At 46.6% G+C, this 22,856-nt stretch carries 18 protein-coding genes, 1 riboswitch and 1 other annotated feature; of the genes, 12 read left to right on the top strand and 6 right to left on the bottom strand.

Annotated features, from left to right (window positions below):
• Positions 1 to 71: 71 nt before the first annotated feature.
• The 3 genes from IEY34_RS14825 (at position 72) to IEY34_RS14815 (ending at position 5,009) form a co-directional block, all read left to right on the top strand.
• On the top strand, positions 72 to 3,296 hold the full coding sequence (locus tag IEY34_RS14825) for a glycosyltransferase family 39 protein (protein WP_189012651.1): 3,225 nt from the start codon (positions 72 to 74) through the stop codon (positions 3,294 to 3,296).
• 159 nt (positions 3,297 to 3,455) lie between these two features.
• Positions 3,456 to 3,998 (top strand): NADPH-dependent FMN reductase, encoded by a 543-nt coding sequence (ssuE, locus tag IEY34_RS14820; protein ID WP_189012650.1) that lies wholly within the window; start codon positions 3,456 to 3,458, stop codon positions 3,996 to 3,998.
• 120 nt (positions 3,999 to 4,118) lie between these two features.
• Complete coding sequence (locus IEY34_RS14815) at positions 4,119 to 5,009, top strand: 5'-3' exonuclease (RefSeq protein ID WP_189012649.1); 891 nt, start codon at positions 4,119 to 4,121, stop codon at positions 5,007 to 5,009.
• A gap of 68 nt (positions 5,010 to 5,077) precedes the next feature.
• On the opposite strand, the gene IEY34_RS14810 is transcribed toward IEY34_RS14815, so the two are convergent.
• A complete protein-coding gene (locus IEY34_RS14810) occupies positions 5,078 to 5,926 on the bottom strand; it encodes a helix-turn-helix domain-containing protein (protein ID WP_189012648.1) in 849 nt (282 codons plus the stop codon).
• 180 nt (positions 5,927 to 6,106) lie between these two features.
• On the opposite strand from IEY34_RS14810, the gene IEY34_RS14805 reads away from it, so the two are divergent.
• Positions 6,107 to 7,591 carry a tagaturonate epimerase family protein gene (locus IEY34_RS14805; protein ID WP_189012647.1) on the top strand — a complete coding sequence of 495 codons (1,485 nt, stop codon included), beginning with the start codon at positions 6,107 to 6,109 and terminating at the stop codon, positions 7,589 to 7,591.
• Between the two features lie 429 nt (positions 7,592 to 8,020).
• Here IEY34_RS14805 and IEY34_RS14800 read toward each other — a convergent pair whose 3' ends face one another.
• Both IEY34_RS14800 and IEY34_RS14795 read right to left on the bottom strand, forming a co-directional pair.
• Entirely contained in the window at positions 8,021 to 8,338 is a 318-nt protein-coding gene (locus IEY34_RS14800) for a hypothetical protein (RefSeq protein ID WP_189012646.1), read from the bottom strand.
• A gap of 59 nt (positions 8,339 to 8,397) precedes the next feature.
• Positions 8,398 to 8,691 carry a DUF3055 domain-containing protein gene (locus tag IEY34_RS14795; RefSeq protein ID WP_189012645.1) on the bottom strand — a complete coding sequence of 98 codons (294 nt, stop codon included), beginning with the start codon at positions 8,689 to 8,691 and terminating at the stop codon, positions 8,398 to 8,400.
• 196 nt (positions 8,692 to 8,887) lie between these two features.
• On the opposite strand from IEY34_RS14795, the gene IEY34_RS14790 reads away from it, so the two are divergent.
• Together IEY34_RS14790 and tyrS are read left to right on the top strand one after the other, a co-directional pair.
• Complete coding sequence (locus IEY34_RS14790; protein ID WP_189012644.1) at positions 8,888 to 9,901, top strand: HRDC domain-containing protein; 1,014 nt, start codon at positions 8,888 to 8,890, stop codon at positions 9,899 to 9,901.
• A 51-nt stretch (positions 9,902 to 9,952) separates the two neighbouring features.
• Positions 9,953 to 10,221, top strand: a binding site (T-box leader).
• 55 nt (positions 10,222 to 10,276) lie between these two features.
• Complete coding sequence (gene tyrS / locus IEY34_RS14785; RefSeq protein ID WP_189012716.1) at positions 10,277 to 11,533, top strand: tyrosine--tRNA ligase; 1,257 nt, start codon at positions 10,277 to 10,279, stop codon at positions 11,531 to 11,533.
• Positions 11,534 to 11,604: 71 nt separating this feature from the next.
• On the opposite strand, the gene corA is transcribed toward tyrS, so the two are convergent.
• Both corA and IEY34_RS14775 read right to left on the bottom strand, forming a co-directional pair.
• The gene (corA, locus tag IEY34_RS14780) at positions 11,605 to 12,540 is read right to left on the bottom strand and encodes a magnesium/cobalt transporter CorA (RefSeq protein WP_189012643.1); all 936 of its coding nucleotides are present in this window, start codon (positions 12,538 to 12,540) and stop codon (positions 11,605 to 11,607) included.
• Positions 12,541 to 12,847: 307 nt separating this feature from the next.
• Complete coding sequence (locus IEY34_RS14775) at positions 12,848 to 13,075, bottom strand: hypothetical protein (RefSeq protein WP_189012642.1); 228 nt, start codon at positions 13,073 to 13,075, stop codon at positions 12,848 to 12,850.
• A gap of 237 nt (positions 13,076 to 13,312) precedes the next feature.
• Positions 13,313 to 13,441, top strand: a riboswitch (SAM riboswitch).
• Between the two features lie 101 nt (positions 13,442 to 13,542).
• On the opposite strand from IEY34_RS14775, the gene metA reads away from it, so the two are divergent.
• The 4 genes from metA (at position 13,543) to mqnC (ending at position 18,138) form a co-directional block, all read left to right on the top strand.
• On the top strand, positions 13,543 to 14,487 hold the full coding sequence (gene metA / locus IEY34_RS14770; RefSeq protein ID WP_189012641.1) for a homoserine O-acetyltransferase MetA: 945 nt from the start codon (positions 13,543 to 13,545) through the stop codon (positions 14,485 to 14,487).
• A gap of 37 nt (positions 14,488 to 14,524) precedes the next feature.
• A complete protein-coding gene (locus IEY34_RS14765; protein ID WP_308423018.1) occupies positions 14,525 to 15,694 on the top strand; it encodes an aminotransferase class I/II-fold pyridoxal phosphate-dependent enzyme in 1,170 nt (389 codons plus the stop codon).
• Positions 15,691 to 16,863 (top strand): aminotransferase class V-fold PLP-dependent enzyme, encoded by a 1,173-nt coding sequence (locus IEY34_RS14760; protein ID WP_189012639.1) that lies wholly within the window; start codon positions 15,691 to 15,693, stop codon positions 16,861 to 16,863. Before IEY34_RS14765 ends, IEY34_RS14760 begins: the two co-directional genes overlap by 4 nt.
• A gap of 138 nt (positions 16,864 to 17,001) precedes the next feature.
• Positions 17,002 to 18,138, top strand: coding sequence for a cyclic dehypoxanthinyl futalosine synthase (gene mqnC / locus IEY34_RS14755; RefSeq protein WP_189012638.1), 1,137 nt, complete (start codon positions 17,002 to 17,004; stop codon positions 18,136 to 18,138).
• A gap of 155 nt (positions 18,139 to 18,293) precedes the next feature.
• Here mqnC and IEY34_RS14750 read toward each other — a convergent pair whose 3' ends face one another.
• Positions 18,294 to 19,394 (bottom strand): GGDEF domain-containing protein, encoded by a 1,101-nt coding sequence (locus IEY34_RS14750; RefSeq protein WP_189012637.1) that lies wholly within the window; start codon positions 19,392 to 19,394, stop codon positions 18,294 to 18,296.
• A gap of 179 nt (positions 19,395 to 19,573) precedes the next feature.
• Between IEY34_RS14750 and IEY34_RS14745 the strand changes: the two genes are divergently transcribed.
• Positions 19,574 to 20,530 (top strand): putative sporulation protein YtxC, encoded by a 957-nt coding sequence (locus tag IEY34_RS14745; RefSeq protein ID WP_189012636.1) that lies wholly within the window; start codon positions 19,574 to 19,576, stop codon positions 20,528 to 20,530.
• A 345-nt stretch (positions 20,531 to 20,875) separates the two neighbouring features.
• Positions 20,876 to 22,810, top strand: a complete 1,935-nt coding sequence (gene thrS / locus IEY34_RS14740; protein ID WP_189012635.1) for a threonine--tRNA ligase — start codon at positions 20,876 to 20,878, stop codon at positions 22,808 to 22,810.
• The last annotated feature ends 46 nt before the right edge of the window (positions 22,811 to 22,856 follow it).

Below are 22,856 nucleotides of genomic sequence, written 5' to 3'. Positions count from 1 at the left end.
GTGCTTTTTTCCTTTTCTGCAAGAGAGTGGACAGGTATAATGGTAGTAGTCTATTTCTAAGGAGAGGTCACATGGCAAGCTGGTTTAAGCAAGCGGGGGGTGCCCCCAATAAGTACTTACTTTTGGGTTTACTGCTTTTGACAGCACTAGTACTTAGATTGTACTTAGCACCTGTATGGGTTGGTTATGATACGGATGTACGTACATTCATGGCTTGGGCTGACCGTGCTTATACGGTAGGACTGTCTGGATTGTATACGAATGCGAAAGACTACTTCTTGGACTATCCACCTGGCTACATGTATGTGCTGTACGTCGTGGGTTTCCTGCACCATAAGTTTTCCATTCCTTGGGAGAGTGGGCAGTCACTATTAATTCTCAAGCTTCCTGCAATTATAGCTGATGTTGTAACGGTCTATCTGCTATTTCATTTGACGATTAGCTGGCGCCGTGGTGCGCGGGCATGGTTGCAAGCGCTGGGCATTGCCGCGTTGTTTGCTTTCAATCCGGCGATTTGGTCGAATTCCGCCATATGGGGGCAGGTCGACTCGTTTTTTATGTTGTTTATCGTAGCGACCTTCTTATTGCAGCAGCGTGGAAAACTTCCGCAAGCTTCAGTTTGTATAGCACTTGCTCTGCTTCTTAAACCCCAGGCGCTGCTCTTTGGCATTTTTTTATTGATTGATGTGGTGCGCAAACGCAACTGGATGGTTGCTGTGTTGAGCATTCTGAGCGGTCTGACGACAATAGTTGTTATCTCGCTTCCTTTTGCTGTTGGCCGGGGATACGGCTGGCTGATAGAACTTTATTCAGGTACACTGGCTTCTTACCCTTATGCCTCTTTGAATGCGTTTAATCTCATGGCCTTGTTAGGCGGCAATTTTATCGATATGAAAAGCACATTTCTACATATTCCCTACCAGTGGCTAGGGTGGGTGCTTATGCCGTTGGCACTCGTGTATACGTGCTATTTGTACATACGCAGCAAAGGTAGGCCAGGCGCATTACTCTACGTTGCTTTCTTGTTTATTACAGCGGTTTTCATGTGTATGACCAAAATGCACGAACGCTATTTGCACTATGGCTTGCTGCTGGCGTTAACCAGCTTCATTTACATCAAAGATCGTCGAATACTCGGTCTGTTTATCGGTTTCAGCCTCACGCATTTTATTAATATTGCGGATGTGCTGCAGCGTAGTTTTCATAAGGACTATCACATCCCGCGTTATGATTCTTTGATGCTGACGATATCCGCTATCAATGTTATTATGTTTATCTATGCATGTATATTGGGATGGAGGCTTTTCGTGGATTCACAACCAGAACAACAAGCGGAGGAACGAAATCAGGACCGGATGCAAGATCAGCAGCCAGTTCCAGCTGCGTTGCCTCGGGCAACACCATCTGAACGATGGAAGGCGATCTTTAAACCTCAGGAAGATGGGATAGAAAGAAGCCCCAAGGGCCGATTTTTCACCAAGAAAGATGTGCTGTATCTCGGAGTTTTAGTCGTCATCTATACGATTATTGCATTGTTTCACCTAGGGGGGCATAAGGCTCCGACGACATTCTGGAAGCCAACGAATGTTGGTGAAGCCGTCATTGTTGATCTCGGCAGTACACATAACATCACAAGGATCAACACCTTTGCAGGTGTCGGTGAAGGAGCTTACTCCTTCTGGTTTTCCAACGATGGCATGCAGTGGCAGGATCAAATGTCGGTTAAATCCGATCATACCAAGGTCTTCACCTGGAACACGGTGGAACCCAAAAAAGATGCCAGATACGTTAAACTGGTGATAGATACCCAGGAAAACGCTGCGCTTCATCTACATGAAATTGGTATCTTCGGAGATGGCAGTTCAGAAATTCTTAACATTGCAGGCGTTACCGAGCAGGATGTTAATCCTGCTGACGAAGGAAGACCTGCGCAATTATTCGATGAAGCGAGCGTGGTACCGTATACGCCTACGTATATGAATGGTACGTATTTCGATGAGATTTATCATGCTCGTACTGCCTATGAGCACCTTCACCAGATTGAGCCCTATGAAAGCACACACCCGCCGCTCGGGAAAGTTCTTATGTCGATCGGGATCTATGTGTTCGGGTTAAATCCGTTCGGTTGGCGTATTATTGGCACGTTATTCGGCATAGGCATGATTCCAATCATGTATGTATTCGCCAAGCGGATGTTTGGCCGATCGGAGTATGCCTTCATCGCAGCTTGTTTGCTTTCCTTTGATTTTATGCATTTTGCGCAAACGCGTATCGCGACGATTGATGTGTATGGCGTTTTCTTCATCATGCTGATGTTCTATTTCATGTATCGCTATACGACGCTGAGTTTTTATAGGGAAAAGCTGTGGACAACGCTAGTTCCCTTGGGGCTATCCGGTCTTTTCTTCGGCATAGGAGCGGCTTCCAAGTGGATTGTCATCTACGGCGGCGCAGGGCTTGCCTTATTGCTGCTAATTTCCCTGTTTGAACGCTACGGGGAGTATAGATTTGCCCGACGGGCCCTTTTGGACGAAGGGGAGTCTGCGCAGGCGGAGGCGGAGCCACTCGATGCCTCGAAGCCGGTTTGGACGGAAGCGGAGAAAGACCAACTGTCTCTAGTCAAACAACGGTTCGTTAAGAATACACTGCTCACACTGCTTTGGTGTGTGCTCATGTTTGTCATTGTGCCGCTGGGCATTTATACGCTGTCCTACATTCCATTCATGATGGTTCCAGGTCCAGGACATGGCCTTAAGGATGTCGTCACCTATCAGGTACATATGTATAAGTATCATAAAGATTTAGTCGCTACACATCCGTTCTCGTCGCCGTGGTGGGAATGGCCGCTGATGCTTCGCCCTATCTGGTATTATCAAGCCAAGCTGATGCCGCAAGGCATGCTGTCGAGCATCGTTTCTTTCGGTAATCCGCTTGTCTGGTGGCCAGGTTTCATTGCAGTTCTATATTCGTTCTATCTCGTGTTCAAAAAGAAAGATAAATTGCTGCGCGTGCTGCTTATCGGCTACTGCTCCCAGTACTTGCCGTGGATGCTGGTGCCGAGGCTGACTTTTATTTATCATTACTTCGCGATGGTGCCGTTTCTAGTGCTTATCTTGACCTACTATATTAAGCAGTATTTGGAGGAAGGGCCGCTTCATAGAAGAAGATATATCTATGGTTATTTAATAGGGGTCGTTGTGTTGTTCGGTCTGTTCTATCCAATCTTATCAGGGATGATCATTCCATCCACGTATTCCTTCTTCCTCCGCTGGCTGCCAGGTTGGAATTTCTTTTAAGCAAAAAGTATTGACGTTCGCAAGTGGGAATGGTAATATAAATCCAAGTAAAATACTATGAATTAAAAGTCGACCTAACAACCGGAGACTCCCACTTTGTACACAGCAAAGATTGCGGAGTCTTTTTTTCATCCAAAACCTATATGGAGAGTGAACCTCATGGCCAAAGTTGTTATTATTTCCGGAAGTCCAACCCCTACATCCCGTATTCATGGTGTTATTGAAGTAGCCAAAAGTGCTCTATTGGAAGCAGGTTTAGAAGTTGAATGGATTAAAGTGCGCGATATTCCAGCAGAGGATCTGTTATACGCGAAGTTCGATAGCGAAGCCATCGTGAATGCGAATGCGCTTGTTGCCGCTGCTGATGCGGTTTTCGTGGCTACACCGGTATACAAAGCTTCTTACACAGGTGTGTTAAAGGCATTCCTTGATCTGCTCCCGCAAAAAGGGCTCGAGCGCAAGATCGTGCTTCCGCTTGCAGTAGGCGGAACTGTTTCGCACTTGCTTGCGATTGATTACGCTTTGAAACCAGTGCTGTCCGCACTTGGTGCGCAGAACATTCTACAAGGTGTTTTCGTTCTTGATAAGCAAGTAACATGGGGCGAACAAGGGCAAGCGATTCTGGATGAGGAAATTTCTACGCGTTTAGAGGCTTCCGTAAGTGAATTTATTCAAGAAATTAAATGGCATACAAGTCGTTAAGACAATGTAGATGAGGGCTGAACCGTCGCTGGTATCTTTTGCTAGCGGCGGTTTTTTGCGTGCTGAACAGCTGTTCCCATGCTATACTACGAGTAGAACTTATACGTAAAGATGCAGAGAATGGGAGCGATTATTTTGTCCGAAACAACAACTGAATCTGTGCTGCTCGTCGATGGCATGGCTCTGTTATTCCGTGGCTACTATGCAACATCTTCAAGCGGATACATCATGCGAACAAGTGCAGGCGTACCGGTGAATGGCGTGTATGGCTTTCTCAAATATTTGCTGGATGCCATTGGGACGTTCAAACCGACACATGTGGTATGCTGCTGGGATATGGGAAGCAAGACTTTCCGTACGGAGAAGTTTGATCTCTATAAAGCGAACCGCGGACCTGCTCCGGAAGAGCTGATTCCTCAATTTGATTTGGTGAAAGAAGTGACGGCTTCCTTCAATATTCCGAATGTAGGCGTGATCGGCTATGAAGCGGATGACTGCATAGGTACATTAGCTCGTACATATAGCCCTTCTACGAAGGTGCAGATTCTTACAGGCGATCATGATATGCTGCAGTTGGTGGAAGAGAATACAGAAGTCATTATTATGAAAAAAGGGCAGTCCAACTATATGGTGTACACGCTCGAAACGTTGATGACGGAGAAAAGTCTGACACCTGCCCAGATTATCGATTTGAAGGGGTTGACCGGAGATACGGCGGATAATTACCCAGGTGTCAAAGGGATTGGCGAGAAAACTGCGACGAAGCTGTTAATGGAATACGAGAATATTGCGGGAATACTGGAAAATTTGGCGGCTCTGCCGAAAGGTGTGCGCGCCAAAATTGAAGCCGAGCTGGAGATGCTTCATCTTTCTCGTGATTTGGCTACGATTCGCTTGGATGTGCCGGTTGCATGCGCATTGGAAGAATGCGGTTGGGCTATGGAACGGGAGAAAGTGATTAGCAAGTTTGAGGAATTGGAATTCAAAGGCTTAATGCGGTTGATCGGTTAAAAGGAAAGAGGCTGTTCCATAAGGTGAAAACCTTGCGGACCGCCTCTTTTTTGTAGATTCTGCTAAGTCTAACGGGAATTCCGGGATTGGCGGTAGCGCAGCGGAGTCGTTTTGGTCATTTGGCGGAAGACGCGTCCGAATTGGACTAACGAGCCGAAGCCGACCTGCTCTGCGATGACGATTACTTTTATATTCGAATGGGTTAACAGTTTTTGTGCTTCTTGCACACGAACAAGACTGACATACTCAACCATCGAAAATCCGGTGATTTCCTTGAACATCCGGCTCAAATAAGCAGGACTGATTTCAAAGCGCTCAGCGAGCTCCTCGAGTCGAACCGGTTCTGCATAATGCGTGTTGATATGGCGAACGATGTTCGATATTTTTCGATGCATGGGAGAGACGTGCTCGGGCGAAGTGACGGGATGGACACGGATGTAACGGGCCGTCAGCAGCAGCAGCTCAACCAAATAGTGCGCAAGCGCGAAATCTTGGCCGAGCTGATTTTCTTTGGCTTCATGAACCATTTTGCCGAAAATATCTTCGACCATGCGTCTAGTAGGCAGATCAAGCCGCAATACAGGCGTTCTATGGGTAATGGCATCGAGCAGGAAGGGAGCGTCCTTGAGCGCACTGCCCAGAAAACTGTCGCTGAAATTGATCACAACCCGCGCATGTCCAAGTTTATCGGAATCAGAGGTCGCATGAACATCTCGCCGGTTAATCAATACCAGATCGCCAGGGAGAATCAGATAGGAACGATCACGTATGAAATACATGCGCTCGCCTTCATACAAATAATAAATCTCGAATAGATCATGCATATGCTGAGTCCGTTCGAAAGAACCGGAACGATGAATATGTTGGATATAGAAGGGACCTTCTTCTTCGTTGCCATAAGTGACAGTGCGGGACATCAGGAGGACTCCTTTGATCGTTAATCCGTTATGGAGCTAGTATAGCATGTTTTTAGTGAAAGATATGAATAGTTTTAGTGGAAAATAGGAATAGATGATGAGAAAACGCTCCTTGCTTGCGATATGATTAAGGTATAAGAAGTCAGTAAACGCTTGCAAATTTAAAGGAGGATTTAAGTCATGAAACAACTCATCGAAGCTATTCAATCGGGAAATATATCCGCATTCGCTTCACCTGCTATCCATGTATACGAGGCCTCTTTCACACAAATCGGCAGCACTTCTCTTGTTCTGGTAAGAACAGAAGCTGGGAAGAAGCTAATTGCTGTTGGTGAAGGCGATCTTTATGATCAACTGCAAGGCGAGATCGTGGATGGCGGCAAAGCAGCGCCTTTATCACATGAGAATCGTCTGACATTGAATAAATTCCTACCCTACACCGCGCCGCAAGCTTTCGGTACGCAGGTCGCAACGATGGGGTTAGGCGACCGACTTGGCATCGCAAGTCCAGGTCATATTCAAACGATTCGCGGCAAAGATATTCGTCCCGTTCTAGCTCAGCAAAGCATTCGTGAGCTTGCCTTAACAGGACGCACGTATGAGGATGTCTTGGATGCTGCGGCTTATGCCGTTCTCCAAGAAGGCTATAAGGATGGTTATGGCGCTGACGGCGACCATTTGAAGAAAGAAGAAGACATCGAGTATGCGCTGCGTCTTGGTTTCACGATGCTGACACTCGATTGCTCGGAAAACATCGATAATACGATCGAATCCTTATCGGAAGCGGAAATTGCAGCCAAATATGAGCAGCTGCCAGCAAGTCTGCGCAGCCATTATGAAGGACGCTACTTACTGGCAGCGCCCAATGTGCCTGGTGCGACATTGGCGTATACGCCGGAAGCGCTGAAGAAGGATGTGCTGATCTATGATGCTGCGATCAATTTCATGGAAGCCATCTTCCGCAAGTACATTGTGACCTTGGATCGCGCAGTCGATTTTGAGATCTCCATCGACGAGACGGCGACACCGACATCGCCGGAAGCGCACTATTTGGTGGCGAATGAGCTGCGCGATCGCGGGGTTGCCATTTTCAGCATGGCGCCGCGCTTCTGCGGCGAATTCCAGAAGGGAATCGACTATATTGGCGACATCGCGCAGTTTGAGCGGGAGTTGGCCAGCCATGCCGCGATTGCTGTGCACTTTGAATACAAGCTAAGCATTCATTCCGGCAGTGATAAATTCAGCGTATTCCCGCTGATCGGGCAATATACGAACGGTTTGTTCCATATCAAAACAGCCGGTACGAACTGGCTTGAAGCGGTGCGCGTCGTAGCGAAAGTCAATCCATCCCTCTACCGCCGCATGCACCAATATGCGTTCGAGCATTTCAACGAAGCGACAGCATACTATCATGTGACAACAGACATCAACGCTATCGTCCCTTTGGCTGAAGTGAGCGATGCGGATCTGCCGAATTATATGGAAGAAAACAATGCGCGCCAGCTGCTGCACATCACGTATGGCTTGCTTCTGCAAGCTAAAAATGCCGATGGCAGCAAGCAATTTGCAGATGAGTTCTTCCAAACGCTGGCCGAACAAGAAGACGTCTTCGCTGCAGGACTTCGCCACCATATTGGCCGACATTTGGAATTGTTGGGCAAGTAAATACAAGAGTCGACCTCGCTCTATGGAGGTCGGCTCTCCAGCACCCGCGCCACCACAATCATTCAGCACACTTCTAATGAACTGTATGATGCTTATTGACAAGAAAATGGCTACTTTGAAAATCTAATGAACTCAATTGGCGCTATCGAGCAGCTTTTAGGCGGAATGGTGATAGTTTGCTTGAGATAACGTGTCAGGGATTCATTAGATATTTCAAATGCCCCATTTTGATCAAATAGAGGGTATTGAGTTCGTAAGGGAGCTTGCCTACTTGCCTCATGGTTCAATGACTATTGCGGCAGCTCCTTATACGCTTTGGCCGCCCCCACCGCGCTTTCAAAAAGTTTCTGCACGGAGGCTTACAGCAGTAGAAGCCAAAAATAAAGGAGCTAAGCAGACAAGCCGCTTAGCTCCTTTTTCATTGTTTCCTCATTCAGACGAGGAGTCTGCAAGAGTTGGTTCATTGCGATTATCATCTTCACCGGGGTAGTCCCGTTTCAAGCCCTCGTGAAGCTCCTGATTCTCATAGGAGAATCGATTAGGCGGTCGTTGATCCTTGCGCCATGGTGTGCTTTTGCCTAGTGATTCGGCTAATAGGCTCGTGCCGTAAGGACCCTCGGGAAACTCCTCGGGGATTAGGTCATTGCGCTGGGATTCGACTGTCTCGAGATCGGTGTAAGCATCTCGATCTTCCGAAATAAAGCCGGGATTCCGCTCTTGGTTGTGGTCTGGCGATTCAGGACTCATGAAAAAAGCCTCCTTTTTCAGGGTTGCTCAAGCTTTTTCCAGTGTCCCCCGTGAAGAGCTTAAATATCCGTAAAATGAATAGAACCAATTACTTGCGATAAGAATTCATTCAACTCCAGGGCTTGCTCTTCATTCAATTTGAACACATGCTCCAGGTAGCCTTCTTCGGCCAAATCATCGGGACCCATAACAGCACTGCGGCCGGATTGCAAATCGATCACGAGTTTTTTACCGAAAAAACGGCTTGTAGTCATAATGGCAAGATCGAAACGGTGCAAAGCATTGCCAACAAAACAGACAAACCGTGTTGTCGTTTCTTCTTGATGATCGTATAAAAAGTCATAATCAGACATAAGGGCCCTCCATTCTCTTTCTAGTATGCAATTCATTATAACCGATATCAGCCTGTCAACAAAACATATCTTGCGCCCATCTGACAGACATGGTACAATATGGGTATTAGGAAGAGGGAAGCACCTTTTCAGCCTAGCGCTGATTGGGTGCTTTTTCGTTTTCTGAAACTATTTTGTTGCGTTGGGAGGAGAAAGGATGAACATCGTTTTTTTGAATACATTGGAGAAGGAAATGGGGGATCATAGCGTCCTATCAGCACAAATCTCAATTGGTGAAGATCAAGGCATTTGGAGTGTCCTGTGGAGTGAGCCTGATCAAGCAGGCAAGCTAGTGCAAGATGAGTGGTACCAGGGATTAAGCTGGGATGAAATGCTGGGTGCATTCCGTCAAGGGTTGCGTGAGAAAGTGAGATTTGGCTTTCGGCCCTTAGTTCATACGGACTTGGAATCGGCACAAACGTTGTCCGGCAAGGCTAGAATGTCCCAGATGCTGACGTACTACTGTGAGGAGAATCCAAGTGAAGAGGTATACGAATCACTGCGTGCTTGGCGAAGAGAGCAGGCTGCCCGCGAGGGGAAAGCGCCGTACATTCTCGCCACAAACCGTGTGCTGCGGATGATCTCTGTTTTCCTGCCGCAAAGTAAGGATGAACTGCAGCAGCTCCCAGGCTTTGGTGAGCAGAAGACGGCGATGTATGCCGCGGACGTGCTGCGGCTGACAGCTGAGCACACGCGCACGAACGGCTTTCCGCTAGACTGGGTGGCTAAGCGTGTCGATACCACCAAATTCGATGCATGGCTGCTCGCTCAGAAAGAGCAGAAGCTGCGTATGGAGTTGGATCGCGAAGTTAGCAAGCGCAAGCTGCTGGAAATCGTGGCAGGCGGAGGCAGCTTAGGGGACCTTCAGGCTGTCTTAACGATGCCGCGCCGGGAGCTTCTGCTCTGGGTAGAGGAATTGGACAGAGAGGGCTATGATATGGATCCGCTTGTTGAAGCGGAACTGATTTCGATCGCCGAGGAAGAGCAAATAAAAGCGTGGAACGCTTTCGAATCCGAAGGTGACCGGTACTTGAAGCCGGTGCTGCAACGACTGATCGGCACGGAAGAGCTCAAAGGGAAAGAACTCGACCGAGCCTATGAGTGGCTGCGCCTGCTCCGCTTGCGTTTCCGCAGGGAGAAAGAGAATCTTAGCGCGCAAGCGGCAAGCTAAGATTGACAGCGATCAGCTAATGTGATTAAATAATCAATAATCTACATATCAAGCAAAGCGATGACGAACAGGGGCTGCGCCCTAAGTAGGAGAAATGCCACTGCTGCAGAGAGTCGGTGTCAGGTGCAAACCGATGCAAGCATAACTCTGAATTACAGTTCTGAGTTGGTTAAGGGAACCTGTCCGCAAGGGCACCAGTAGCTTATACCCGGCATATATTTGTCGTTAAATAACGAAGTGAAAGGGAATTTTTGCGCGCAATTGGCAAATCGTTCTCTTTAATTAGGGTGGTACCGCGAGACAATCTTCTCGTCCCTTTGTGGACAAGGAGGTTGTCTTTTTTGTGTTCTCATTCGGAGGAGGAGGGATCATATGTTGACATGGAATCAGTTAACCGATGAACAGCAGAAGGAAGTAGAACGTCAGCTTCTCATCATCAAACGAGGTACTGCTAACATTGTGCCGGAAGAAGCGCTCAAACAGAAAATTATCAAAGCGGTGGTGACGGGCATTCCCCTGAGAGTGAAGTTGGGGCTAGACCCATCTGCTCCCGATATTCACATCGGTCATACCGTTGTCTTGCAGAAGTTGCGGCAATTTCAGGATTTGGGGCATGAGGTGCAGCTCATTATTGGCGACTTCACAGGGCGGATCGGGGATCCTACAGGTAAATCGGAAACGCGCAAACAGTTGTCGGAGGAAGATGTGCAGCATAATGCGCAGACCTATCAGACACAATTGAGCAAAATTTTGGATCTTACCAAAACGACCTTTTACTACAATTCAAGTTGGCTAGGAGCGTTGAAGTTTGATGATGTGCTCAAGCTAGCGGGCAAAGTTACGGTTGCGCGCATGCTTGAACGTGACGATTTTGCCAAAAGATATGCAGCCAATCAGCCCATACATGTGCATGAGTTTTTCTATCCCTTGATGCAAGCGTATGATTCGGTTTCGCTTGAAACAGACATTGAACTGGGGGGGACCGACCAGACCTTTAATATTTTGATGGGCCGCACACTGCAAGGGGCTTACGAGATGAAAGAAGGGCAGGTGGCTATTCTGATGCCGCTGCTGGAAGGACTCGATGGTGTCCAGAAGATGAGCAAGAGTCTGCGCAACTACATCGGCATCGATGAGCACCCGAATGATATTTTCGGTAAAACGATGTCAATTCCAGATACCCTCATGACCAAGTACTATGAGTTGACGACGATGTTGTCCAATGAAGATTTGGTTGAGCTGAAGGAAGGTTTGGAAGCGGGGACGGTCCACCCAAGAGATGCGAAGCTGAATCTGGCCAAATCCTACGTTCGCATGTACCATAACGCACAAGCGGCAGATGAAGCTGAGCAGCATTTCATAACCGTCTTTCAGAAGAAGGCGTTGCCGGATGAAATGGAGGAAGGGCAGCTGCCTGTTAGTCAGTTGGCCAACGGCCAACTCTCCATCATTCAACTTCTCGTTAATCTGGGCATGAGTGTTTCTAACAGCGACGCGAGACGAAGTGTGGAGCAGGGCGCAGTGAAGATCAATGAACAGAAGATAACGGATATTCATGCATCAGTTAAGCCAAGTGACGGAGATATTGTGCAGGTAGGTAAACGTAAATTTATTCAAATTAAGTTGGTTTAAATCAGATAAGGGCTGCTTGTTAGCAGCGTGCTGCTTGCAAGAAGCCCTTATCTTGTGTTCGGCGGATTCGTTCATAGCCATTCTTTTTTTCGGAAAAGGATATACATCGCAATGCCTAATGCGCCCATGAAGGCTAGCACAATTTCATCGCCATGAGCAACATGAAGTCCTAGAATATTATCGAAATTCATCCCGAACACACCGGTGATGAAGGTTAGCGGCATGAAGATGGTTGTCAGCGCCGTGAAGACGCGCATGATATCATTCGCTCGGTTAGCTAGGCTGGACTGGTAAGCCTCTCGTAAGTTGCCCATCAGATCGCGCAGCGTATCGAAGGTATCAACGATTTTTACGGCGTTCTCATAAATGTCGCCAAAATACTTTTGCAATTGATGATCAATCAATCTAAGCTCTTTCTTGCCTAAAGTTCCAATGACATCGCGCTGTGGAACCAGCACTTTTTTGAGCCAGAGAATTTCGGAGCGAAGCCCAATAATCTCATTCAAATGAGATTTCTTGGTAGCCATGAGGATGTCTTCTTCCAGCTTTTCAATCTTGGCCTCGATACGATCGCCAACGGCGACGTAATTATCGACGACAAGATCGACGAGATGGTAGAGGAATCGGTCGGCGCTGTTCACTTCCTCTTCCCAGAGGAAGGGCTTTAAAGCACGGATTTCATTAATTTTTTGCCGAGTAACGGTGATAATGACATGTTTGCTTAGGAAAATATTGAGTGCACGAAGGAAAATCTCCTCGTCATCGAAACGAATGCTATTAATCACAATAAAATAATGCGAATCATAAATTTCAATTTTGGGACGCTGCTCCTCTTCACTTAAACAGTCCTCGACCGCCAAATCATGGAGATGGAACATAGGCTGAAGTAGTTCTAAATCTTCGATTCCCGCGTCAATCCAATAAAAGCCTCTCGTTGGAGGCGTAAGTGCGACAGTCACGTCATCAACTAACGTAAAAATGCCATCTTGAACCCACCGTGTTTTCATCTGATCCACCCCTTTGCATGGAATCAGCCGGTTGTGTTCATCGGGCAGTACTAGGCTCCGAATGAAGGAATAACCGACTGCATTCCTACACTATGAAATTGTTTGCTAAACTTGCAGATGCTACTCCTCGGTTCTCCGTCCATACGTATGCCCCCCTTTGTCGTCCGTGTCGAATAATACTTGTCTAGTATAACCCTTCATATACCTGCTTTCAAGCCAAAAAGTTTGGTTCATTGCGGGTATTTGCTGCTTAGATACAGTATGGGGAAAAAGTGTGATCGGTGTCAAAAAAATAACCGCCATGAAATCACATGGCGGCACTGAAAATCTTATTTTTCGTTTCGTTATAAATCTCGATTAATTCTGGGTCATCCTTCAGCAGCAACTCTTCTTCCGTGTCTGCTCCATACATGCGATATAGCGCGGCTGCGGCCTCTTCTGCTTGTTGAAGCGTCGGTTTCGATGATTGACTTAGCGTGAAATATCGATTCAAGGAGGCGAAGGCCGAGAAATTGTCAGATGTTTCAGTTGTCATGGTAGACCTCTTTTCTACTATTAATGTAGGAAACGGTTGAGCAATACCTCTTACTTATTTATATACCCATGTTCAAAGTGATCTTAAACAGATCTCTTTGATACATTTTGTATCAATCATATCATAAGCGGACAAGGCATTACAAATTCTAGATTTGAAGTTCATTTTAGTGCCAGATAACGCCTTGACTTTCCTTAGATTTATGGATATGATAATTTTAATCGCATACGTTACATTTTCTTATCAAGAGTAGGTGGAGGGACTAGCCCTATGACACCCGGCAACCGACAAACCTTTGGAAACAAAGGAATGCACGGTGCTAATTCTTGCGGAAACGCGAATCATCGCGAATCTGGGAGATAAGAGAAGGACATTGACTTTGATTTTCTATGGCCTTTCTCTGATCCCAGAGAAGGTCATTTTTGCATTTACAGCCCATTTAACCCTTATGAAAAGGAGTGAACAGGATGCCGATCAAGATTCCAGACAACCTGCCAGCCAAAGAAATTTTAAACCAAGAGAACATCTTCACTATGGATGAATCCGTCGCGTATCATCAGGATATACGTCCACTTCGCATTGCATTGCTGAATTTAATGCCAACGAAGGAAACGACGGAAACGCAATTGCTGCGTTTGATTGGGAACACCCCGCTGCAGGTGGAATTCGTTCTTTTGCATCCGAAAACTCATACATCTAAGAACACGTCCGCTGAGCATTTGGAAATGTTCTATAAAACTTTTGACGATATTAAAGATGAGAAGCTGGACGGCATGATTATTACAGGTGCCCCAGTGGAACAAATGGAATTCGAAGATGTGAATTACTGGGAGGAATTGACGCAGATCCTGAACTGGAGCAAGCAAAACGTCACTTCCACTTTGCATATTTGTTGGGCTGCTCAAGCGGGTCTATACCATCACTTCGGTGTGCGCAAGTTTGCCTTGGACCAGAAGATGTTCGGTGTATTCCCACATACCGTTGGCGTGCCGAATACGAAGCTGCTGCGCGGCTTTGACGAAGTGTTCAATGTTCCGCAATCGCGCCACACGGACATCCGTCGGGACGACATAGTACGATGTCCGGACTTGGAGATTTTAGCTGAATCAGAGGATTCCGGTGTCTATATCGCGGCTACGCGGGACGGAAAACATATTTTCGTCACGGGCCATTCCGAATACGATGCGAATTCCTTGAAGTGGGAGTACGATCGGGATGTAAGCAAAGGGCTTGATATTGAGGTTCCACGCAATTACTACCCAAATAATGATCCTAGCAGACAGCCTTACAATACATGGAGAGCGCATGCGAACTTGCTATTCTCCAACTGGTTGAATTATTACGTTTATCAAGAGACACCTTTTGAATTAAACGTGAACATTAATGAAAGCTGGGCCAGCTCGCAATTGTAAAATTGAAAACCATACCCATGAGGAGGAACTCCCTTTGTTGAAAATCGAAAGTCGTCTCGCTCAAATTGGCTCCATTGAAGAACCTGTTACCGGGGCTGTAAGCTTCCCTGTTTATCAAGCTACTGCTTTCCGTCATCCGAAGCTAGGTCAAAGCACTGGTTTTGATTACGCGCGCACCAAAAGTCCGACACGCAAGGTGCTTGAGGATGCCATTGCTCAGTTGGAATCCGGAGACGCTGGGTTTGCTTGTTCCTCAGGGATGGCTGCGCTGCAAACGATCTTTGCTTACTTCAGCCAAGGAGATCACTTGATCGTTTCCTTGGATTTATATGGCGGTACGTATCGTTTGCTAGAGAAAATCATGTCTCGTTTCGGTGTGAAGGCTACGTACGTGGATACGAATGATTTGGATGGACTGGAAGCTGCGTACCAACCGAACACCAAAGGTTTGGTTATTGAAACGCCGACCAACCCTTTGATGATGATTACGGACATTGAACTCGTATGTACATGGGCCCGTAAGAAGGGCATTGTTTCCATCGTGGATAACACATTGCTAACGCCTTATTTACAGCGTCCGATTGAGCTTGGAGCCGATATCGTCGTCCATAGCGCCACGAAGTATTTGGGGGGGCACAACGACGTGCTTGCCGGCCTTATCGTGACGAAGGGCAAGGAGCTTTCCGAGCAAATGGCTTTCTTGCACAACTCCATCGGAGCGGTGCTGGGACCGCAAGACAGCTGGCTGCTGATGAGAGGCATGAAGACACTTGCCCTGCGGATGGAGCGTCATGAGCAGAATGCAACCGCGATTGCTAATTTCTTGCTCGAGCATCCGCTTATCGACGAAGTCTACTACCCGGCATTGGAAACACACCCTGGCTATGCGGTGCAAAATAAGCAATCCAGCGGAAATACAGGGATATTCTCCTTTAAAGTTGCTGACGCCCGGTTGATTGAACCGATCCTGCGCCACATTCAACTAATTGCTTTTGCTGAAAGCTTAGGCGGCGTTGAATCCCTTATGACTTACCCTACTGTGCAAACCCATGCGGATATCCCGCTTGAAATTCGCCAACAAATTGGTGTGGATGATCGTCTTCTTCGTTTCTCAGTCGGTATCGAACATATCGATGACTTGATTGCAGACCTTGCCAACGCATTAAGCCAAGCACAAGCCGAAATCGAAGGAGAAACCCGTTCATGAGCCATCCATCTGATCATAAACGCAAGCCTCAAGGCAAGTTCGCAACGAAACTGATTCATTTTGGCGCTGAAATTGATGAGGTGACAGGGGCATCCAGCGTGCCCTTGTACCAAGCTTCTACCTTTCATCAAGCGGACCTCGAGACTTCGCCAGAGTATGATTACACGCGTTCGGGCAACCCAACCCGTCAGGCATTGGAAGATTACATAGCTTTGCTGGAAGGCGGTACACGTGGCTTCGCATTTGCCTCAGGCATGGCGGCGATTTCTTCCGCGCTTATGCTGCTTTCTCAGGGAGATCATGTCATTTGTACGGAAGATGTGTATGGCGGCACGTATCGTTTGCTTACTACCATCATGAATCGGATGGGGATTGAGTCCACGTTCGTCGATATGACAGACATTGCGCAAGTACGCGCAGCTCTTCGTTCCAATACAAGAGCGGTGTTCATCGAAACGCCGTCTAATCCGACGCTGCGCATTACAGACATCAGCGAGGTCGCTGCTTTTGCCAAAGAGCATGATTTGCTGACGATGCTGGACAATACCTTCATGACGCCCTATCATCAACGTCCAATTGAGCTGGGTATTGATATCGTTCTGCATAGCGCAACCAAATTCCTCGGCGGACACAGTGATGTTCTCGCTGGTCTAGCCGTTGTAGCTAACGACAATCTGGGACGCCGCATGAAGCAAATTCAGAATGGCATGGGAAATGTTCTGGGAATTCAGGACTCCTGGCTGCTGATTCGCGGGATGAAGACGCTGCAAGCTAGGATGGAGATGTCAGAGAAAGGCGCACGCAGACTGGCTCAGTGGCTTTCGGAACAGCCGGATATTGAATTCGTCTACTATCCAGGTCTGCCGAACCATCCGCGCAGAGACGTGCATGAGAAGCAATCCTTGGGTTACGGAGCGGTCGTTTCCTTCGATGTGGGCTCCGGTGAGCGGGCCAAAAAATTGCTCAGCAAAGTGCGCATTCCGCTCGTGGCGGTAAGTTTGGGCGCTGTAGAAAGCATTCTGTCCTATCCGGCCATGATGTCTCATGCGGCAATGCCTAAGGAAGTTCGCTTGCTGCGCGGCATTACGGACGGTTTGGTGCGGTATTCCGTAGGGCTGGAAGACATCGAAGATATTATAGAAGATTTGGAACAAGCGCTGCGCGGTTAGCCTCCCTATGATATTCGAAAAACAGCCATATTTGAACGAAGGATACCCTCTGGAAAAGCAGCATTTGCTGCTTTTTTGGCATGAGTATGATACGATGAATGGATACAAGCTTTCAGAAATTTAAAGGAGTGAGTTGCTATGAAACCGATTGATCGCATTTTATATAAAGCGCAGGCAGGCGGACGAATTGATGTAGAAGATTGCATTACACTGTTCGAATCTGATCAAATAGAAAAGATTGGCGATACCGCCAATCAGATTATGAAGAAATGGCATCCCGATCCGATAACGACTTTCGTCATCGGACGTAACATTAACTATACGAACATCTGTGATGTGTACTGCCGTTTTTGTGCATTCTATCGTGCGCCAGGCTCAGCCGAGGGCTATGTCTTGCCGGATGAAACGATTTTCCAAAAGATTCAGGAAACACTGGATGTAGACGGCACCGAAATTCTGATGCAGGGCGGGACGAACCCGAATTTGCCGTTCAGCTATTACACGAATATTTTGCGTGAAATCAAGAAACGCTTTGATATCACGATGCATTCCTTCTCACCAGCGGAAATTATGAAAATGAAAGATGTTTCCGACGGTTTATCTTTGGAAGAAGTTGTTCGTCAACTTCACGAAGCAGGTCTTGATTCCTTGCCTGGTGGCGGAGCGGAAATTCTTGACGACCGGACGCGCCGCAAAATCAGCAAGCTCAAAGGCTCGTGGCGTGATTGGATGGATGTCATGCAAACCGCTCACAAAATCGGTATGCATACAACGGGCACGATGGTTATTGGATTCGGGGAATCGATGGAGGAGCGTGCGCTTCATATGCTGCGTATCCGTGATGCCCAAGATGATGTGATTCATCAGAAGCTGAACACCCCTGGATTCTTGGCGTTCATCCCGTGGACGTTCCAACCGGACAATACGAATATGAAGGCGGAGAAAGTGACGCCGGAAGAATACTTGAAAACCCTGGCGATTAGCCGGATTATGCTGGACAATATCCCTAATTTCCAGTCCTCTTGGGTAACGATGGGGCCTGAAGTTGGCAAACAGACGCTCAGCTATGGCTGTAATGACTTCGGCAGCACGATGATTGAAGAGAACGTCGTTTCCGCCGCGGGCACAACGCACAAAGTCAACGTGTCCTCGACGCTGGATATCATCCGTCAAGCAGGCAAAATCCCGGCGCAGCGGAATACGAAGTACCAGACTTTGCGCATATTTGATGACGTGAACGTGAAGATTGATAAAGATTTCGTGATGCAGAACTAAGGTTTAAACACATATAACGCTTATCTCGTATTTAATCCACTCGGGGGATTAGTTGAGATAAGCGTTTTTTGTTGCGTCTGGAAGAGGCGCTTCATTAAAAAAACCTCTTGAAATTGCCCCATAGGGGCTATATCAAAAGATTTATAGGGCTGGATTTAATTAGCTTCCTTCAGTGGAGCTGTGTGAATAACGGTTTTGTTTTTGCCGGTCTTCTTCGCTGTATACAAGGACTGATCGGCTCCGGCGAATAAGGATTCCTTGGAGGTCCCAGGGTGATACTCGCATAATCCGATGGAGATCGTTACCGATTGCCCGCTCAATTCTTCATATTTCATTTGGGAAATCTGCCAACGGATGCGCTCCAGCGTCTCGAAGACTTCATCTGTTTCTTTTTCCGTGAAAATGATGGCAAATTCCTCGCCGCCATATCTCGCGACAAAATCATTGAGGCCCACACGATTTTTCAGTGTGCTGCTGACACTTTTCAAGACGGCGTCGCCTGCCCTATGACCATAGGTATCATTGACTTTTTTGAAATTATCAATGTCTAGTACAGCGATATGAATGCAGAAATGGCCCGATTCGTTTTGCTGGATCAGCTCATCCAAATACTCATGGAAAGTAATATGATTATACAGGTCTGTTAATGCATCTGTTTTGGATAGTTTATCCATAATAATATTTTTGATCATCAACTCTTGTTTAAGTTCGGTAGTGGCTTTCAAATTAGTTAATATTTCTGCGCCGCGCTTCATAATTCCCGAAGCTATGATGGAAACAACGAGTAGGACGGGAACAACGGCAAGGAGATCAATCGGTTTATAGTTGGAGAAAACGCTTAATTTAATCCAATACAAGATAGAGATAGAAAGCAGAGAGAGCGCTAGTGCGTAAATGATTTTGGATAGCTGAAAGTAAAAGATGGAAACGAAAATTGGGAGAAAAAGATAAAGTGGAGCTAATTTCATATCATGATTGTAGTAAATAAGCGCGAAGGATAAGACGGCGCCGCCACTGATAATGTAGTAGTCCAAAAATCTTTTGCTGTACATATTGATGAATTCAAGTAGGGACATGATGAGGATCATGATGAGTAGTGGGATGATCAGTCGATTGATGATGAATTCCAAATCCTGTTGGATGGAAATGGCATAGAGAAGTTCGAATGGCAGTTGAATCCAAACAAGCAACCAGTAGGCGTTAAGTAACTTCCGGTTCCAGTCCTGTTTGTGTTGATTAGATGCATCCATTTGCATAGGTACCCACTCCAAAATATGCTACTTAAGCACTATTACCCGTATCATAACATGAATATCTTGCCGATTGGAATAACTTTAACTAAAGATTTGACAAAAAATGCTGAAAAGAAATGGCAAATTGTTCGTTGTATATCTGATTCTTATCGACCATATACTCTTAAAGGAGGATGTAGTAGATGGAAAGGAGTGAGGTCATGGAACTGTTTGCAGTTGTGTTGATGAATACGATAGAACCATATGTACGTTCGCTAACCGCTCAAATTGAAAGCGAGCTGCAGCTTTTACATATCGCTGAATGTGAATGGACGATTCACTATGAATTATTTGAAACCCATGCATCCATTCATGTTGAAACGCTTGTTCAAGAAGAGGATGCGCCTGCTATGCGCAAAAAATGTTTGCAAGGACTTGCAGATGCATTGGCTGAGCATATTATGATGGACAAAGAGTCTCCTATGCTGCGAAATTTGATTACCAAAGAGTTTAAATATGAGAACAAAGAAGATGTAGATGTTATCGAGGGCTATTGTACGCAAACGCACCTGGAGACTCCGATTGAGGAATCTCCCGTTATGAGCAGCATTTCTGGTCGATTGCGACGTAAACAAGTGTTATCTGATCAGCTCGTGCTGGCCCTAGAAGAAGCTCCGCAATTAAGCTTAGATGGCTTTATTCTATTTCGTATGCAAGATTATTTGGATGAGTTAAGGGAAATTGCGGAGTATGCGATCGATGAGTTTATGATGGATCGTCAGTATCAGGAGTTTATTTCGCTCTTGCAATACTTTGTTTACATTCAGGAAGCTAAGATTCCCGTGGCTCATTTGATTCACAAGGGAGGCCATGAATTTATCATTTTAAATGATCGGCTGGAGCTCATTGATGCTAATGAATTTGATGCTTCTTTTAAAATGGAAGTGCTTGAAAAAGATATTAATTTTGAAGATATGATCGTTAGCACATTGATCACGGTGTCACCTGCTAACATCTATATTCATACGAGAGACCCGGATATGACAATAATCAAGACGATTCGACAAATTTTTGAAGATCGTACAACGGTATGCGCCTATTGTCGGACATGTGACATCTATCTGGGGGAAGCGAAGAAGCAGGATCAACTCTCCCCTTGACCTTGGGCAAGCAGCGAATTATAATAATGAACGAAGGCGTTTGGAACAAAGACATGAACTTTCTGTTATAACTGCTCAGAGAGAGGAGACCAGGCTGCAATCTCCTTCAGTAATCGGACTGTTTACCCCTTTGGAGCCGTATCGTGGAACTCTGCCTGATCTGCAGGTTGGATAGTATACAATACCGGAGTCATTCTCGTTATCGAATGCTGATGAGGATTCACTTGCCGCAATGGTAACCTGTGAATCGAACTAGGGTGGAACCACGAGCTGAGCGCACTCGTCCCTTATGGGATGATGTGTGCTTTTTTGCGTTCAAATGATGAATACCTAGGAGGAACGAAGATGGTCGTACAAGTTAAATTACCAGATGGCGCTGTAAGAGAATATGCAGTTGGAACGACGATTGAACAAGTTGCAGAGTCGATTTCATCCGGTCTGAAGAAAAATGCGGTAGGTGGAAAAGTAAACGGCAAATCCGTCGATCTTTCCTTCGCCTTGGAGCAGGATGCAGACGTTGAAATTCTAACGTTGGATAGCGAAGCAGGCTTAGAAATGTATCGTCACAGCACAGCACATTTGATGGCGCAGGCGATCAAGCGCATCTATGGCGAGAGTGCTGTTAAATTAGGGATCGGACCTGTTATTGAAGATGGTTTCTATTATGACATCGATTTGGAAACGCCTTTGAATCCGGAAGATTTGGTGAAAATCGAGAAGGAAATGGAGCGCATCGCGGGTGAAAACTTGGCGATTACGCGCCGTGTCGTTTCCCGGGAAGAAGCAATTCGTATTTTCACAGAGTTGGAAGATCCGTTCAAGTTAGAATTGATTCGTGATTTACCTGAGGATGTGGTGCTAACGATCTACGATCAAGGCGAGTTCTTTGACCTTTGCCGCGGACCGCATTTGCCTTCCACAGGTCGTATCAAAGCTTTCAAATTGCTTAGCGTAGCAGGAGCTTACTGGCGTGGAGACGCTAAAAACAAAATGCTGCAGCGGATTTACGGCACGGCATTCCCGAAAAAAGCGCAATTGGATGAGCATCTCCACCTCTTGGAAGAAGCCAAAAAACGCGATCACCGCAAATTGGGCAGAGAGCTCAAAATGTTTGCTTTTTCCCGCGAAGTTGGACAAGGGCTGCCGCTTTGGCTGCCAAACGGTGCTAAACTAAGACGTACGATGGAACGTTATATCGTTGATTTAGAGGAGCGTTTGGGCTACCAACACGTGTACACGCCTGTATTAGCTAATGTCGAGTTGTACAAAACTTCCGGACACTGGGATCATTACAGCGAGGACATGTTCCCCAAAATGGTGATGGACAATGAAGAACTTGTCCTTCGTCCAATGAACTGCCCGCATCATATGATGGTCTATAAAACCGATATGCGCAGCTACCGTGATCTTCCGATTCGTATTGCAGAGCTTGGCACGATGCACCGTTATGAGATGTCAGGAGCGTTAACAGGTCTTCACCGTGTTCGTGCGATGACGTTGAATGATGCTCATATTTTCTGCCGTTTGGATCAGATCAAGGAAGAGTTCTCTCGTGTCGTTAACTTGATTCGTCAAGTGTATGCTGACTTTGGCATTACGGACTACCGTTTCCGTCTTTCCTACCGTGATCCCAAAGATACAGAGAAGTATTTCCAGGATGATCAAATGTGGGAAACTTCCCAACGCATGCTGCGTGAGGTAGTGGAAGAATTAGGTCTTCCTTTCTATGAAGCGGAAGGTGAAGCGGCGTTCTACGGTCCTAAGCTTGATGTACAAATCAAAACAGCGCTGAAGAAGGAAGAGACGCTGTCGACGGCGCAAATCGATTTCTTGCTGCCTGAGCGTTTTCAATTGGAATACACAGGAGAAGATGGCCAGAAGCATCGTCCTGTCGTTATTCACAGAGGCATTATCAGTACGATGGAACGGATGACAGCCTTCTTGCTAGAGAACTTTGCTGGCGCCTTGCCAACATGGTTGATGCCGATTCAAGCGAAAGTGATTCCGGTCTCTCCTGCCTTCGAAGAGTTCTCCAATAAAGTGACGGAGCGTTTGCTGGCAGCGGGTATTCGGGTTGAAGCTGATAATCGCAATGAGAAGCTTGGTTATAAGATTCGGGAAGCACAATTGGAAAAAATTCCGTTCATGCTCGTAGTTGGTGAAAATGAAGTAACGAATGAAAGCTTGTCTATCCGCAAACGCGGTCAAGGGGATCTGGGAACCCATCCAATTGACGAAGTAATCGGCATGATCAATGAAGAAATAAGTAAAAAAATATAATTTTCACCCCTAAACCTCAAGCAGAGAAGAACTTCTTCTCTGCTTT

Origin of the sequence: Paenibacillus marchantiophytorum (assembly GCF_014640555.1) — a bacterium.
In the GTDB taxonomy this organism is placed as follows: domain Bacteria; phylum Bacillota; class Bacilli; order Paenibacillales; family NBRC-103111; genus Paenibacillus_E; species Paenibacillus_E marchantiophytorum.
Note: the sequence above shows the minus strand (reverse complement) of the source record. Positions and strands in the feature narration are given on the sequence as shown.